Source organism: Cohnella fermenti, from assembly GCF_004801405.1.
GTDB lineage: Bacteria > Bacillota > Bacilli > Paenibacillales > Paenibacillaceae > Cohnella > Cohnella fermenti.
Window position 1 is genome coordinate 331,817 of the sequence record NZ_SSOB01000001.1, and the last position, 14,802, is coordinate 346,618.

The window sequence follows — 14,802 nt, forward strand, 5'->3', positions numbered from 1 at the left end:
ATTCCGAGTCGGAATCAGAGCGGGCGCTCCCTTGTCGTCTTGTTCCTTTCTGGTTGTCCCAACTCAACAGAGAGAGGAGTGGAGATTAAAGCCGGGTCTCCAGACGTTCGATGATAATATTCTTGGCCCGGGTAATATGGGCCACCAGCTCGTCGATGCTGCTTCGGTTGCGTTGAATGATAAGATCGGCGAGCTTGCGGTGGTCCTCGAAGAAGTGGCGATAGGATGAACTGGTCATGTTCGTAATCTCCAGCAGCTCCTGGAAGATGTTCGTCATCGTATTCCATGCGACGAGCAGAGGCGTGCTGTCTGCCATCATGACAAGGCTGCGGTGGAACAGAATATCGAGGCGGGACGTCTCGGAGCTGGGAATCTCCGCGGCTTCCGCCTGCGGCAAATACTGCTCCAACTGCTCCATGCTCTCGAACAACGGCCGGAAGACGAAGGAATCGCTGTCCAGAATCAGTTCAAGCGCCCGCTTCTCAAGCAGGAGCCGCAGATCGAACAGGTCCATCGCTTGCTTGATGGAGAAGCCGACCACTTCGGTTCCGCCGTTGGCGAGATTGATTACCAATCCCTCCTGGGCAAGCAATTGGAAGGCGGTGCGGACGGGAGCGCGGCTGGCTCCAAGCGTGTCGGCAATCTTGGATTCGATAAGCCGGGTGCCCTTGGCATACTTGCCGAGAATAATGTCGGTGCGCAAGCTCTTGACGACTTCCCTCGTATGTTGGGCTCGGGCGAGAGGATCATCGATTTTGGTCATGGGAACTCCTCATTCTTCCTTTTTATTTATATGTTATCAATTTAAAAAGAAAATTGTCAACATAAATGAGTCATGGTAGACAAAATGAATGAATTTTATTGACTACAAAATTATAAAATTGTATACTAAAAATGCGAATTGAAGTAAAATGAGCATGCCGGGCTGCAACGGGATGAAGCGTCCGGACTGTGACAAGCGGAGGGATGAAGGTTCATGGAATTTGCCAACAAGGTCGTCCTTGTGACCGGTTCCGGCAACGGGATCGGGCGCAGCATTGCTTCGTCGTTCGCCAGGGAAGGGGCCGTTGTTGTCATTGCCGATATCGACAGACATGCGGCGGAAGCGACATGCGAAGAGATCATCCGGGCGGGAGGGAAGGCCAGGTGGCATGAGTCGGACGTATCCGCTTCCGAGCAGGTGGTTCGGCTGTTCGACAAGGTGATTGGCGAATTCGGCGTTCTTGATGTGCTCGTCAACAATGTCGGCTCGACGATTCGCAAGCCGATTGTGGAGTTCTCGGAAGCGGAGTGGGACTTTGTCTTCGATACCAATGTCAAGTCGATGTTCCTGTGCGCGAAGGAGGCCGGGCGTCTGATGCTCAAGCGGAGAACGGGCGCGGTCGTCAATATCTCGTCGGTGCACGGGCTTGGAGGCATCAGCAGAAGACTTCCGTATTCGACCTCCAAGTCCGCCGTGGAGAGCTTCACGAAGACGCTTGCCTGCGAATGGGCGCTGGACGGCGTTCGCGTGAATTGCGTAGCGCCGGGTTACATCCTGACGGAAGGCATGCGGGGCGCATTCGCAAGCGGCGCGCTGAATCAGGACGATATGATCCGCAGAACGCCGCAAGCGCGGCTGGGAACCCCGGAGGACATTGCCGAAGCGGTGCTCTATCTGAGCTCGAAGCGTGCCGCGTTCGTCACGGGAGCCATCTTGCACGTAGACGGCGGGTACGCGGCTTATCACGGACCGGAGCCGGTCCCTTCCTTCAATCACGTGTTTGAAGACGGGCCGGCCGTATCGCATCAAGCATAATCGATAACGAAGAGGAGCGTTGCCGACATGGGGAAGGGAACGGTCGTACATGCTGCCAAGGTAGCGACCTTATACGTCGATGAGACCTATTCGTCCAAGATGCTGGTCGACCAGACGAATTCCGAGACGAAGAACGTTCAGATCAATATGGGCATTATCGCTCCGGGGGCGAAGCATGCCGACCACAAGCACGATTCCTCCTACGACGAGGTCTACTTGATCCAGCAAGGCCGGGCTTCGGTGCGTCTGGACGGAGTCGAGCATGAGCTGGAGGCCGGAGATGTCGTATTCATTCCCGGCGGCTCCATGCATGCCATCGCCAACCGCAGCGACACGGAAGAACTGGTAATCTTCACTGTGTGGTCGAGATTGCCCGAGCCGGGCGCCAATCCGGTGTACGACTTGAGATTGCAGGAATGGGGCAGGTCGTACAAGACAGTGGACGAGAAGTAGAGAGGGGATCGCTCTCGATGAATTCATTGCTGTGCGAAATACAAGGTTTGACGGTGGACCCCGGCCGCTTGGCCGTGTGGTCGCTGGGGCAGGCCGGCTACGCCTGCAAGCTTCCGACGGGGAGGGTTGTGCTGATCGATCCTTACGTTACCGACTACTGCGGCCGTCAGTTGGGTTCCGCGTTCAAGCGGCTCTATCCTTCGCCGATAGGTCCCGGGGAGCTGGCCCGATTGCCGATAGCGGCATACTTGATGACGCATCATCATGAGGATCATCTCGATGCGGATTGCATCCGGGAGTTGCTGGAGGAGGACTTCCCGTTCTACGGGCCTCCGGAGACGGTTCGCCGATTAAGAGAGTTGGGCGTTGACGAGAAGAGATGCCATTCGCTTGCGGAAGGCGGAGGCGCGACGCTTCGGGATTGCGCGATCCGTGCAGTCCATGCCGATCATGGCGAGCTGGCGCCGGATGCGATAGGCATTATCATTCAATCCGAGCGGAAAATCGTCTACCATATGGGAGACACCTGCTTGAGGGAAGAGCGGCTTCGGGACAGCGTTGCCGATACGAGGGTGGACTTGCTGATTGCCCCGATCAACGGCAAGTACGGCAATATGAATGAAGTGGAGGCGGCGCGGGCGGTACAGATCGCGAATCCCGCCTTCGCGGCGCCGTGCCACTTCTGGCTGCTTCCGGGCAACTCCGGAGGAGACCCGCTGCGCTTCATGGAGGCCGTAACCGAATGGGCTCCGCGCACGACGCCGTTCCTGTTCCGTCAGGGGGAAATGCTGCTTCTATAGGAGGAATCGTATGTTGTCGTTGGAAGGCAAGACGGCGCTTGTCACGGGAGCCGGCGTCGGAATCGGAAGAGGCATCGCTCTGCAATTGGCTGCCGAGGGAGCGAATGTGATCGTGAATTATCGGAGCAGCGCCGCCCAGGCTGCGGAGGTGGCCGAGCGAATCTCGGCAGCGGGCCGCAAGGCGCTGGCTATCCGGGCCGACGTGTCGAAGGTGGGCGACATCCGCGACATGGTCGACCGAATCGAAGCCGAGTTCGGCGGCATCGACATTCTTGTGAACAATTCGGCGATTGACCCGACGGTCGATTTCTTCGAAGTGACGGAGGAGTTGTGGGATCGGGTCATCGACACGAACCTGAAGGGAACGTTCTTCTGCACACAGGCTTGCGCGAAGCGCATGGCCGAGAGGGGACAAGGCAAGATCGTCAACATCAGCTCCGTTCACGGCAATCTGACCATGCCGCTTTATTCCGCGTATGCCGCCTCCAAGGGCGGGATGAACGCGCTGACGCGCCAACTGGCTCTCGATCTCGCTCCGTTCAACATTCAGGTGAATGCAGTCGCTCCGGGAGCGACGGAGGTCGAGAAGTTCACGGTCAATCCCTTGCATGACAAAGAAGCGATCGGGCAGCAGATCCCGATGGGACGTATCGGATACCCGGAGGACGTGGCCAAGGTCGTCTCCTTCTTCGCTTCCCCCGGCTCCGACTTCGTCACGGGACAGGTTGTGACCGTGGACGGCGGATCAAGCACCCGGTTCTTCTTAAGGTGAGAGGCTGACGGAGGCGATGGACGATGAGGCGGTCTGAACTATGCAAGCGCTTGCGGGACAGCTGTTGGAGGTACGAGATCTTGCAGGAGGACGACGGAGGGATCGTCGTTGCCCTGGAGCGGGGAGGAAGGATCATCGGAGTGTACCCGGACCCGGACGGCGACAACCTTCTGTGGGTGTCCCCCTCGCTTGGGGCGGCGGAATCGGAATTGTCGCCGTCGTGGAATGTCGGCGGGGAGCGAACCTGGCTCAGCCCGGAGCTCGAATTCAATCTTCGCGATCTGAACAAGCCGGACAGCTACATCGTCCAGCCGGACATCGATCCCGGCCGTTATCGGCAGTCCGTCCCGGAATCCGGAAGGCGCTCTGTTCGCTGGACGAACGAAGGCGCTGCGAACGCCTACAGGTCGGGAGACAGACGGGATTTCCGCCTGACGAAGCGGTGCAGACTGGTGAGCGACCCGCTCGCAGCGGCCGGATTATCGTCGGACATTCCCGGTTATTCGTTCGTCGGATACGAGATGGAGACGAGCATTCGGCACCTGAGCCGGTCGGCGGGAGGGGTGGTGTCTCTCTGGACCATTGTTCAAGTCCCGGACGGAGGAGTGGCATTGGCTCCGACCTATGGAGCGGTCAGGCCGAAGGACTTCTTCGCGGACACCGGGGAGCATCGTCTCTCGGTCGAGCCGGGGGGCGTTCGGTTCCGAATCGTTGCCGACGAAGCGCACAAGATCTCGCTTAAATTCGCGCAGACGACCGGACGATTCGGTTATTGCAGGAGAGGGAGCGACGGGCTCAGCCGCTTGCTGATTCGGCAGATTGCCGTGCGGCCGTCCTTCGCTTATCTTGACGCGCCGCTCCGGGAGCCCGAGGATACCGGCCATTGCGTTCAATTGTACAGCGACGACGGCGCCCTCGGGGCGTTCGGCGAGCTGGAGCACCATTCTCATGCTTACGGGAGCGCTTCGGATGGGGAGCAAGCGCCGGATGTGTGCCAGATGTGGGGATACAGCGGCCCGGAAGCCGCAATGGAACGGATTGCGGCTCGTCTGCTCGGCATGTCGATTGAACAACTACCCGGAGAGGAGGCGTAATGACCATGAGCAACAGTTGGTTCCCCGATCGGCGTACGCTCGATTGCATCGGCCTTGGCCGGCTGTGCATCGACTTCAATGCCAACGAGATTCATCGGCCGATCGAGAAGACCCTGACGTTTACCAAGTATGTCGGAGGCTCTCCGGCGAATATCACGATTGCGATGGCTCGTCTCGGCCTTCGCACCGGCTTCCTCGGGCGAGTGTCCGACGACGGGTTCGGGCGCTACATTCGCGAATATATGAACAGCGAGGGCATCGACACCTCCCGTTTGGCGACGGACGACAAGGGGGGTGTCACGGGGCTGGCGTTCACCGAGATTTTGTCCCCCGAACAATGCAGCATTCTGATGTACAGGGATAATGCCGCGGATTTGAATCTCGAGCCGGGAGATATTCCCGAGGAGTACATTCGCAGCTCCTCGGCGCTGCTCGTCTCCGGCACGGCGCTGTCGCGCAGCCCTTCGCGCGAGGCCGTCTTCCGGGCGATCGAAGATGCGAAGCGCAACGGCACCGTCGTCGTTATGGATATCGATTATCGGCCCTACTCCTGGAGAAGCCGGGAGGAGACCCGCACGTACTGCCGACTGGCAGCCGCCCAAGCCGATATTGTGTTCGGGGGTCGAGAAGAGTTTGATCTGTTGGACCGCAACGGGGAGGCGGGAGAAGACGACGAAGCGACGGCGAGGGAATGGCTCGACCAAGGCGCCAAGCTCGTCGTGGTCAAGCGGGGCGAAGGCGGGTCGGCCGCGTTCGATCGAGCGGGCAACCGTTATCGGGCGGGCGTATACCCGGCGCAGGTCGTCAAGACGTTCGGCGCAGGCGATTCCTTCGCCGGAGCGTTCCTGTTCGGGCTGTTCCGGAATTGGCCGATCGATCGCTGCTTGGCATGGGGGAGCGCCGCAGCGTCCATCGTCGTCTCCAGCCACAGCTGCTCGGACGCGATGCCTTCCCGGGAGCAGATCGAGAGCGTAGTGGACAGATACGGGGAGGCGAGAATCGATGCTGGCTGATTTGCAGTCCATCGCAGGGAGGGCGGCGGAGAGAAATTACGCCGTGGCGGCCTTCAACGTATTCGGATTCGAGGATGCTTCCGCCGTCGTTCGGGCTGCCGAGCTCTTGGAAGCTCCGGTTATTCTGGCGGCCAATGTGCCTGCCATCCGGCATATGCCCGTGCATCTTATGGGACCGCTGCTGCGGGGAATCGCCGAGCGTTCAAGCGTTCCCGTGTGCGTGCATCTCGATCATGGAGGAGATTTCCACACCGTTATGCAGGCCGTTCGTCACGGCTTCTCCTCCGTGATGTACGACGGCTCGCAATTGCCATTCGAGGAGAACGTTCGCCGGACGAGAGAGATCGCGAAGGCCGCGCATGCCTTCGGCGTATCCGTCGAGGCGGAGATCGGTTCGGTCGGCTACAGCGACCCGGCCTTGAACATGAAGCACGAGCTGTCCGATCCGGAGGAGACGGCGCGCTTCGTGGACGAGACCGGCATCGATGCGGTGGCCGTCTCGGTCGGAACGGTTCACCGGATGGAACGGCAAGGAGCGGCGATCGACTTCGCCCGGCTCGAAGCCATCCAAGAGAAGGTAAGCGTTCCGCTCGTCATTCACGGGGCTTCGGGCGTGCCGGATGAGATCTTCGAACGGCTCGTCTCGACGCGAGTAGGGAAGATCAACATCGGCACGGCGCTTAGAATGTCGTTCGGCGAAGCGCTCCGGGAGGAGCTGAGACGACAGCCGGAGGAGTACGACAGGGTCCGATTGTTCGCGGGACCGATGGCGGCCGTTCAGGAGACGGCTGCCCGCAAGATACGTCTATTGGGATGCGGAGGTCGAGGTCGATGACCATTGAAGCCGGAACAGAGAGACTGAACAATTATATCGGCGGCCGTTGGGTGCCGTCGTCATCGGACAACGAGGATATCGTTCCGAACCCGGCAACGGGAGAACAACTGGCGCGGGTTCCGTTCTCGGAAGCGAAGGAAGCGGCCGAGGCGGTTGCGGCGGCTGCGGCGGCCTTCCCCGAATGGAGCCGCACGCCGGTTCCGAAGCGCGCGCGCCTGCTGTTCAAGTACCAGCAACTGCTGGTGGAGCATTGGGACGAGCTGGCGCGCCTGATTACGCTTGAGAACGGCAAGAGCTATACGGAAGCGCACGGGGAGGTTCTTCGCGGCATCGAGTGCGTCGAATTCGCCGCCGGAGCGCCGTCCCTGATGATGGGGAGCCACCTGCCCGATATCGCCACGGGCATCGAATCGGGCATGTATCGTTATCCGCTCGGCGTTGTCGCCGGAATCGCTCCGTTTAATTTTCCCATGATGGTGCCCTGCTGGATGTTCCCGCTCGCTATCGCATGCGGCAATACGTTCGTGCTGAAGCCGTCCGAGCGTACGCCGCTTCTGGCGAACAGACTGGCCGAGCTGCTGGAACGGGCGGGAGTTCCGGGGGGAGTGTTCAACGTTGTGCACGGCTCCCGCGATGTCGTGAACGAGTTGATCGGCAACAAGGAGGTCAAGGCGATATCGTTCGTCGGGTCCCAGCCCGTTGCGGAGTACGTCTACCGGGAAGCGGCGGCGAACGGCAAGCGGGTTCAGGCGCTTGGGGGCGCGAAGAATCATACGATCGTACTGCCCGACGCCGACCTGGATCTGGCCGTGAAGGAGATCGTCAACGCGGCATTCGGCTCCGCCGGCGAACGCTGCATGGCCTGCTCTGTCGTCGTTGCCGTCGGAGAGACGGGAGAACGGCTGGCTGAGAGGCTGAGGGACGTTGCTGCAGGGCTGACAATCGGCAACGGACTTGAGGAGGGCGTCTTCCTGGGACCGGTCATCCGCCGCGCTCACAAGGAACGAACGCACGATTACATTCGCAGCGGCGTGGAAGAAGGCTGCAAGCTTCTGCTGGACGGAAGGGAGACGGAAGCGGGAGAGGGGAGAGGCTTCTTCGTCGCTCCGACGATATTCGATCATGTGACGCCCGAAGCGACAATCTGGAAGGAGGAGATCTTCGCTCCGGTTCTGTCCATCGCCCGCGCGGCGACGCTTGAGGAAGCGATTGCGTTAGCGAACCGATCGGAATTCGCGAATGGCGCTTGCCTGTTCACGAACGACGCGAAGGCCGTTCGCCGGTTCCGCGAGACCATCGACGCGGGCATGCTGGGCATTAATGTGGGCGTTCCGGCCCCCATGGCGTTCTTCCCGTTCTGCGGCTACAAGAAGTCGTTCTACGGCGATCTGCACGCGAACGGACGCGACGGCGTCGAATTCTATACCCGCAAGAAAATGGTTGTCGCCAGGTATTCTTGAAGAAACTTCCGGACGAGGTGAAGCGTGTGATCGATTCATTATTCGGATTGACCGGCAGGAAAGCGATTGTCACCGGCGGAGGGCGGAACCTCGGCAGGGGAATCGCCGAGGGGCTGCTTCAAGCGGGGGCCGAGGTCGTGCTGCTCGATGTCAGCTCCGACATTGCGGAGACGGCAAGACGGATGGGAGAAGGCGGAGCCAAGGTCCACGGCGTTCAGGCGGATCTGTCGGACCGCGAGCAGCTTCGCCGCGCCTTCGGGCAAGCGTTGGAGCTGCTGGGCGGCCGCGTGGATATTCTCTTCAACAACGCGGGCATTCATGACCGGCGGGCATGTCTGGAGCTTCCCGTCGAGAGCTGGGACCGGGTGCTCGAGCTGAACCTGAACGCCGTCTACCAGCTTTGCCAACTGGCGGGCCGGAAGATGGTCGCGCAGGGAAGCGGCAAAATTGTCAATACGGGGTCCATGCTTAGTTTTATCGGCGGCTACAACGCGACGGCCTACGCGGCAAGCAAAGGGGCGATCGCCCAATTGACCAAGTCCTTGTCGAACGAGTGGGCGGTGCACGGCGTTCAGGTCAATGCCATCGCTCCGGGGTACATGGATACGGCCATGAATGCGGATCTGAAGAACGATCCGGTCCGCTACCCGCAGGTATCGGCGCGCATCCCCGCCGGACGCTGGGGAACGCTGGAGGACCTTCACGGCATTGCCGTGTTCCTCTCTTCCAGGGCGTCGGATTATGTGACGGGAACGATCATTCCGGTAGACGGAGGATATTTGGCGCGCTAAGCGAGGCAGCGCGGGACTAGGCAATAGTTTGACAACACATTTTAAATATTGTATACTAAATTTATAAAATGGATTCATAAAATGAAATATGGTGACGACATTACTTCCGAAGCAAGGAAGGTGAACCCTGTGGCCCAATCAACCGCCGACTCTCCATTGTCGCCGGAGAACGCTTCGTCCCCCTTGCGAACCTTCTTCCAGGTGCGCTTCAAGAAGATGAGGCCGAACCTTTCGTTGTACCTTCTCATCCTGTTTCCGCTTTCGTATTTTCTTATTTTCTGCTACTGGCCCATGTACGGCGTCCAGATCGCGTTCAAGGATTTTTACGCCATTAAGGGAATAACCGGCAGTCCGTGGGCGGGCTTCAAGCACTTCGAGACGTTCTTCCATTCGATCTTCTTCGATCGCGTGGTCTGGAACACGGTGAAGATCAGCTTCTACTCGATTCTGTTCGGGTTCCCCGCGCCGATTCTGCTGGCGCTCCTGATGAACGAGCTGAAGAGCCGCTTCTTCCGGAAGGTCGTTCAGAACATCTCTTACGCCCCCTACTTCATCTCGCAGGTTGTCATGGTAGGAATCCTGCTCGTATTCCTCTCCCCCACGAACGGCTTGATCAACAAAATCGTCGAATTTCTCGGCGGCAATCCGATCGCTTTTATGATGGAGCCCGGTTGGTTCCAGAGCATCTTCGTCTCCTCCGGCATCTGGCAGGGGACGGGATGGGGGACGGTGATCTACATGGCGGTGCTCGCGGGCGTCGATCATCAACAGATTGAGGCGGCGATTCTGGACGGAGCGAACAAGTGGCAGCGAATCTGGCATATCTCTCTGCCTTGCATCATGCCGACGGCGGTCATTCTGCTTATTCTGTCCTCGGGCAGCATTATGAACGTGGGCTTCGAGAAAGTGTTCCTCATGCAGAATTCCTCCAATATGGAAGCTTCCGACGTTATTGCCACCTATGTTTATCGCAAGGGGCTGCTGAACATTGAATACAGCTTTGCAACAGCCGTCGGGTTGTTTAACTCGGTCATCAACTTCGTGATTCTGGTCGTTGTCAATGCGTTCGCGCGGCGGGCCGGATCGACGAGTCTGTGGTAGGAGGAGGAGCCGATGAATTCGATTGCGGAGAGTCGGGCGGACCGGATATTTAACCGAATCAATGTTTTCCTGATGGTGATCGTCACCCTTGTCTTCCTCTACCCGTTGCTCTTCATTGTAAGCGCTTCAATAAGCGATCCCGATGCCGTTCTGCGAGGCGAGGTATGGCTCTGGCCGAAGGGGTTCACGCTGGTCCCTTATGTGAAGGTATTCCAGAACAGCGAGTTCTTCCTTAGCTATTGGAATACGATCGCTTACACGGTCGTAGGCACGCTGGTCAACGTTGCGCTTACGATCATGGCAGCTTACCCGCTGTCCAGGAAGGATTTCTACGGACGCAACGTGTTGACGGTATTGTTCACATTCACGATGTTCTTCAGCGGGGGCTTAATCCCCTTGTACATCGTGATTCAGAAGCTGCATCTGCTTAACAACTTCTGGGTTATGATTCTTCCCTCCGCCGTGTCCATCTTCAATATCATCGTGACCAGAACGTACTTCCAGACTTCCATACCGGAAGAGGTGTATCAGGCGGCGGAGATTGACGGCTGCAGCCGGATCGGAGTGTTGACGCGAATCGTGCTTCCATTATCCGGGCCAATCCTTGCTGTTATGGTGCTTTTCTACGGGGTCGGGCACTGGAATTCCTATTTTAACGCTTTGATCTTCCTGAATGAGCGCGACATGTTCCCTCTGCAGTTGATCCTAAGAGAGATTCTTGTCCAGAACGACACGCAGAATCTGATGAGCAGCAGCTCGGCCAATTATATTATCGATTCGACTCAATACGGAACGAGCATCAAATACGCGGTCATTATCATCTCAAGTCTGCCGGTTCTGGTCTTGTATCCGTTCGTGCAGAGGTACTTCGTTAAAGGTGTCATGATCGGAGCCATTAAGGGGTAGGAAGCGAGCTGGATCTTGGTGCGGCAACCATGGAGCCGCTTAAGATAGTCGTCGGCGAGCCGGGAAGGGGGGCGGTCGACGATTGCAACAAGGAAGCCCTTCATCATTTATTCAATCCGGGGGAGGCAACACAATTGATACGGAGAAGGAATTGGCAACGCGGCGTTCTTGCCGGAGCGGCAGTCGTTGCGCTTATGCTGCAAGTAGCCTGCAATTCATCCGGGAACGGCAACGCGACGAACGGAGGCGCTTCCGGCAGCGCCGGCAAGCCGGCGGAATCGGGGGCCGGCGCTTCGACCGATGCCGGACAGGCGGCGGAGCCCGTTACCTTGAACGGGCTTGCTTCCAAGCACGTCTTCCAGGCGGACTGGAACGATATGCTGGTGTTCCAAGAGAGGGAGAAGGAGACAGGCACTCATATCGAATGGGAGAATGTGCCGGACGACGGCTGGGTTGAGAAGCGCAATCTGCGCATGGCGACCAACGACCTGCCGGACTTCATCTCCAGATCCGGCTTCTCGGACGCGGACCTTGCGAATTACGCGGCTCAAGGCATGATCATCCCGCTGAACGATCTGATCGAACAATATGCGCCGAACCTGAAGGCGATTCTCGACGCGAATCCCACGATCAAGAAGGCTATCTCGGATGTGAACGGCAATATTTATGCGCTTCCGGCCATTAACGGCTGGATGGGGGACAACGCTTCGAAGCTGTGGATCAACAAGGCGTGGCTCGACAAGCTCGGGATTCCGATGCCGACGACGCTGGACGAATACTACGACGCGTTGGTCGCCTTCCGGGATCAGAATCCGGGCGGGGTCAGCAAGGTTATTCCGCTTACCGACTTCTCCAGCGGCTTCGACCGCGACATGATCTACTTCGCGGGATCGTTCGGATTGGGCAACAAGGGGCCGAGCTTCTTCGGCGACGGCGTCGACCTCGGTCCCGACGGCAAGATGCGCTTCATCAAGACGGACGAACGCTACAAGGCTCTGCTGGAGTTCATGAACAAGCTCTGGACCGCCAAGCTGCTGGACCCCGAGCTGCTGACGCACAAGTCGGAAGCCTGGACGGCGAATTCGAAGGCGGGTCTTCACGGATCGTTCGTTCTGGCGGCCCCGGAATCGAACAAGGCTTCGGATTACGAGGCGCTCCCGGTGCTGAAGAGCGAATACGGGGATGAAGTGCTGAGCTTCGTCAGCTCGGGCTTGCGGAAGAACAACACCGTCATTACAAGCGCCAACAAGCATCCGGAAGAGACGATGAAGTGGTTCGACTATTGGTATTCGGATGAAGGCTGGGTCCGGCTCCAATATGGTATCGAGGGAGAGACCTACACCGTCGATCAGGATGGCGGTTATTGGTGGACGGAGAAGTACGATCCGAATATTGCTCCGATCGAGAAGAGCCGCGGCCTGTTCTCGCCGATGTTCGGGGACGGCATTCCTTACAATATGGCGGCGGACGAATTCTCCAAGCGCCCGTGGATCGCGGAGCAGATGGAAGCTTCGGCGATCAACAAGATCGCGGCGGCGGCCGACATGCTGAAGCCTTACTATGATCCGGTTCTGAGCAACGGAACGGAGCCGTTCCTCTTCACGGAAGAGGAGCAGGCGGTCAAGAAGCAATTCAGCGACGAAGCGATGCAGTATATCTCCGAGATGGAGACCAAGTTCATCACGGGCAAGGAGCCGTTCAGCAACTGGGACAGCTATGTGAAGAAGGTAAACAGCCTTGGCTTGGACAAGTACATGGAAGTTTACAACGCGGCGCTCGACCGTTACAACAATCTGTAAGACGAGATTCGAGGAAGGGGGATGGGCTGTCTCCCTTCCTCTTCGAATGGGGGAGAAGGCAATGGATGCTGACCGCAAGGCACTGGTCGGTCCCGAGCAGTGGGAGGTCGTTGTCGACGGAACGCTTGCGGAGCCGCAACTGAATCATCCCGAAGGCATCTGCAGCGACGGGGAAGGGAACCTGTGGTGCGGCGGCGAGCGAGGGGAGATCTACCGAATCGATCTGAAGGAACGCCGATTCGAACAGGTCGGTTCCACGAACGGCTTCGCGCTCGGAATGAACTTCGACGACCGGGGGCGGCTGTATATATGCGATTCCAAGCATCGGGCCGTATTCCGCTTTACCCCGTCCAGCGGAGAGCTGGCGAAGATCAGCGGAGGCTCGGCGAACATTCCGATGAGGTTCCCCAACTATCCGGCGTTCGATAGCCGCCGTCGGGTGCTCTATGTATCGGACAGCTACGGATTCGGTCAAGCGGGCCCGGGCATCTGGCGGATCGATGTCGAGACGCTGGAGACGGAGCTGTGGTGCAGCCGATCGTTCGACTTCGCTAACGGTCTGGCCCTGTCGCCGGACGGCTGTTCGCTGTATGTCGCGGAGAGCCGGGGAGAGCGCAACATCTATCGCATCCCGATAGGCAACCGCGGGGAAGCGCTGGAAGCGGAGATACTCGTCTCCGTTCCCGGAGTCATTCTCGACGGGCTGGTCATGTCTTCCGGCGGAAGGCTCTACGCAACCTGCTACGAGCCGAGCCGGATTTATCGAATCGATACCTTCCGTCCCGAGGAGGGACTGGAGCTTGTCGCGGAGGACCCGACGGCTCATGAGCTGTGCCATCCGACGAACGGGGTGCTGGTCGGGGAGGATTTGTACGTGTGCAACCTCGGACGATGGCACATTACCCGAATTCCGTTGGCGGAGGTCGGAGTTTAGCCGTTCGCCCATGCGGCACTTGTCTGCGGAGGAGAGGATGGAATTGGAGCGAAGCCGGTTGCCGGGAACGAACTTGGAAGTATCCCCCTTATGCTACGGGGTGATGAGGTTCGGTTCGCTGGTTCGGGGCAAAGAAATGTACGAGCTGTATCGTCAATATTGCGAGGCGGGAGGCAACTTCTTCGACACGGCGCACAGCTACGCGTGCTGGATACCGGGAGGAGACGGGGCAAGCGAACGGGGGCTTGGCGAATGCTTGCGCCGATTCGGCAATCGCCATGAGGTTGTTGTTGCTACCAAGGGAGGACATCCGCATCAAGGCCGATTCTATCCGCGGCCGGACGATTGCATGACGGCGCAAGTCATCGCTTCGGACATTACGGACAGTCTGGAACGATTGCAGATCGACTATATTGATCTCTTCGTGCTGCATCGGGACGATCCCCGGCATCCGGTCGAAGAAATCGTCGAGATGCTGAACGGGGAAATCGCCAGCGGCAGGGTGCGCTATATCGGAGCGAGCAACTGGTCGGTCGCCCGCTTGTCGCAGGCGAACGAATATGCGGCGCAGAAGGGCTTGCAGGGCTTTGTCGTCTCTTCGCCGCAGTGGAACTTGGCTCACCCCAATCACTCGCCTATCGGCTGGGACGGCCGCTATGACGAGACGGCGCTGATGATGGGCGAACGGGATTTGGCCTGGCACAGCGAGACGCGATTCCCCGTTATGCCGTGGACTCCGACGGCCTACGGATATCTGGCCGGAGCGGACAGCGGCAACGCGCTCTCGTTCGACAATGCGATCAGCCGCGAGAGACGCCGGCGTGCCGAACGTCTGGCCGACGAGCTTGCCTGCACGCCGAACCAGATCTCGCTTGCCTATCTGCTGGCGCATGACTTCCCTGTGTTCCCGATACTGGGAACGGTGAACGCGGGTCATCTCGCCGATTCGCTGGCTGCGGATCGAATTCGGCTGACGGCGGAGCAGCGGAATTGGCTGCTGATGGGATAAGTCGGAGATCGGCTATGGGAATAAGGAGGGGGGAAGG

15 protein-coding genes are annotated in these 14,802 nt (G+C 58.9%); 14 read left to right on the forward strand and 1 reads right to left on the reverse strand.

Annotated elements, in window-relative coordinates; translation table 11 throughout:
• Nucleotides 1–85: 85 nt before the first annotated feature.
• The gene (locus E6C55_RS01245) at nucleotides 86–763 is read right to left on the reverse strand and encodes a GntR family transcriptional regulator (RefSeq protein WP_136367947.1); all 678 of its coding nucleotides are present in this window, start codon (nucleotides 761–763) and stop codon (nucleotides 86–88) included.
• A gap of 213 nt (nucleotides 764–976) precedes the next feature.
• Here E6C55_RS01245 and E6C55_RS01250 point away from each other — a divergent pair, with 213 nt between their 5' ends.
• The 14 genes from E6C55_RS01250 to E6C55_RS01315 all read left to right on the forward strand — a co-directional run bounded on the left by E6C55_RS01250 (nucleotide 977) and on the right by E6C55_RS01315 (nucleotide 14,765).
• Nucleotides 977–1,798: an SDR family NAD(P)-dependent oxidoreductase gene (locus E6C55_RS01250; protein ID WP_136367948.1), complete on the forward strand. Its 822-nt coding sequence runs from the start codon at nucleotides 977–979 to the stop codon at nucleotides 1,796–1,798.
• 27 nt (nucleotides 1,799–1,825) lie between these two features.
• Nucleotides 1,826–2,251 carry a cupin domain-containing protein gene (locus E6C55_RS01255; protein ID WP_136367949.1) on the forward strand — a complete coding sequence of 142 codons (426 nt, stop codon included), beginning with the start codon at nucleotides 1,826–1,828 and terminating at the stop codon, nucleotides 2,249–2,251.
• A gap of 17 nt (nucleotides 2,252–2,268) precedes the next feature.
• Entirely contained in the window at nucleotides 2,269–3,051 is a 783-nt protein-coding gene (locus E6C55_RS01260; RefSeq protein WP_168735388.1) for an MBL fold metallo-hydrolase, read from the forward strand.
• A 10-nt stretch (nucleotides 3,052–3,061) separates the two neighbouring features.
• The gene (locus E6C55_RS01265; RefSeq protein ID WP_136367951.1) at nucleotides 3,062–3,823 is read left to right on the forward strand and encodes an SDR family NAD(P)-dependent oxidoreductase; all 762 of its coding nucleotides are present in this window, start codon (nucleotides 3,062–3,064) and stop codon (nucleotides 3,821–3,823) included.
• 80 nt (nucleotides 3,824–3,903) lie between these two features.
• Nucleotides 3,904–4,917 (forward strand): DUF6786 family protein, encoded by a 1,014-nt coding sequence (locus E6C55_RS01270; RefSeq protein ID WP_136367952.1) that lies wholly within the window; start codon nucleotides 3,904–3,906, stop codon nucleotides 4,915–4,917.
• A gap of 5 nt (nucleotides 4,918–4,922) precedes the next feature.
• Nucleotides 4,923–5,930, forward strand: coding sequence for a 5-dehydro-2-deoxygluconokinase (gene iolC, locus E6C55_RS01275; RefSeq protein WP_136367953.1), 1,008 nt, complete (start codon nucleotides 4,923–4,925; stop codon nucleotides 5,928–5,930).
• Nucleotides 5,920–6,765, forward strand: coding sequence for a class II fructose-bisphosphate aldolase (locus E6C55_RS01280; RefSeq protein ID WP_136367954.1), 846 nt, complete (start codon nucleotides 5,920–5,922; stop codon nucleotides 6,763–6,765). The genes iolC and E6C55_RS01280 overlap by 11 nt, the downstream gene beginning before the upstream one ends.
• Nucleotides 6,762–8,225 (forward strand): CoA-acylating methylmalonate-semialdehyde dehydrogenase, encoded by a 1,464-nt coding sequence (locus tag E6C55_RS01285; RefSeq protein WP_136367955.1) that lies wholly within the window; start codon nucleotides 6,762–6,764, stop codon nucleotides 8,223–8,225. The genes E6C55_RS01280 and E6C55_RS01285 overlap by 4 nt, the downstream gene beginning before the upstream one ends.
• Nucleotides 8,226–8,251: 26 nt before the next feature.
• Nucleotides 8,252–9,016: an SDR family oxidoreductase gene (locus E6C55_RS01290; RefSeq protein ID WP_330999582.1), complete on the forward strand. Its 765-nt coding sequence runs from the start codon at nucleotides 8,252–8,254 to the stop codon at nucleotides 9,014–9,016.
• Nucleotides 9,017–9,145: 129 nt separating this feature from the next.
• Nucleotides 9,146–10,117: an ABC transporter permease gene (locus E6C55_RS01295; RefSeq protein ID WP_230986458.1), complete on the forward strand. Its 972-nt coding sequence runs from the start codon at nucleotides 9,146–9,148 to the stop codon at nucleotides 10,115–10,117.
• Between the two features lie 12 nt (nucleotides 10,118–10,129).
• Nucleotides 10,130–11,023: a carbohydrate ABC transporter permease gene (locus tag E6C55_RS01300; RefSeq protein ID WP_136367956.1), complete on the forward strand. Its 894-nt coding sequence runs from the start codon at nucleotides 10,130–10,132 to the stop codon at nucleotides 11,021–11,023.
• Nucleotides 11,024–11,157: 134 nt separating this feature from the next.
• On the forward strand, nucleotides 11,158–12,822 hold the full coding sequence (locus E6C55_RS01305; RefSeq protein ID WP_168735389.1) for an extracellular solute-binding protein: 1,665 nt from the start codon (nucleotides 11,158–11,160) through the stop codon (nucleotides 12,820–12,822).
• A gap of 61 nt (nucleotides 12,823–12,883) precedes the next feature.
• Nucleotides 12,884–13,756 (forward strand): SMP-30/gluconolactonase/LRE family protein, encoded by an 873-nt coding sequence (locus E6C55_RS01310; protein WP_168735390.1) that lies wholly within the window; start codon nucleotides 12,884–12,886, stop codon nucleotides 13,754–13,756.
• Nucleotides 13,757–13,793: 37 nt separating this feature from the next.
• Nucleotides 13,794–14,765, forward strand: coding sequence for an aldo/keto reductase (locus E6C55_RS01315; protein WP_168735391.1), 972 nt, complete (start codon nucleotides 13,794–13,796; stop codon nucleotides 14,763–14,765).
• Nucleotides 14,766–14,802: the final 37 nt, after the last annotated feature.

Coding starts and splice junctions, on each gene's coding strand:
- iolC (WP_136367953.1), top strand. CDS start 4,923: ATGAGCAACAGTTGGTTCCCCGATCGGCGTACGCTCGATTGCATCGGC.
- E6C55_RS01255 (WP_136367949.1), top strand. CDS start 1,826: ATGGGGAAGGGAACGGTCGTACATGCTGCCAAGGTAGCGACCTTATAC.
- E6C55_RS01300 (WP_136367956.1), top strand. CDS start 10,130: ATGAATTCGATTGCGGAGAGTCGGGCGGACCGGATATTTAACCGAATC.
- E6C55_RS01285 (WP_136367955.1), top strand. CDS start 6,762: ATGACCATTGAAGCCGGAACAGAGAGACTGAACAATTATATCGGCGGC.
- E6C55_RS01265 (WP_136367951.1), top strand. CDS start 3,062: ATGTTGTCGTTGGAAGGCAAGACGGCGCTTGTCACGGGAGCCGGCGTC.
- E6C55_RS01315 (WP_168735391.1), top strand. CDS start 13,794: ATGGAATTGGAGCGAAGCCGGTTGCCGGGAACGAACTTGGAAGTATCC.
- E6C55_RS01260 (WP_168735388.1), top strand. CDS start 2,269: ATGAATTCATTGCTGTGCGAAATACAAGGTTTGACGGTGGACCCCGGC.
- E6C55_RS01280 (WP_136367954.1), top strand. CDS start 5,920: ATGCTGGCTGATTTGCAGTCCATCGCAGGGAGGGCGGCGGAGAGAAAT.
- E6C55_RS01250 (WP_136367948.1), top strand. CDS start 977: ATGGAATTTGCCAACAAGGTCGTCCTTGTGACCGGTTCCGGCAACGGG.
- E6C55_RS01245 (WP_136367947.1), bottom strand. CDS start 763: ATGACCAAAATCGATGATCCTCTCGCCCGAGCCCAACATACGAGGGAA.
- E6C55_RS01310 (WP_168735390.1), top strand. CDS start 12,884: ATGGATGCTGACCGCAAGGCACTGGTCGGTCCCGAGCAGTGGGAGGTC.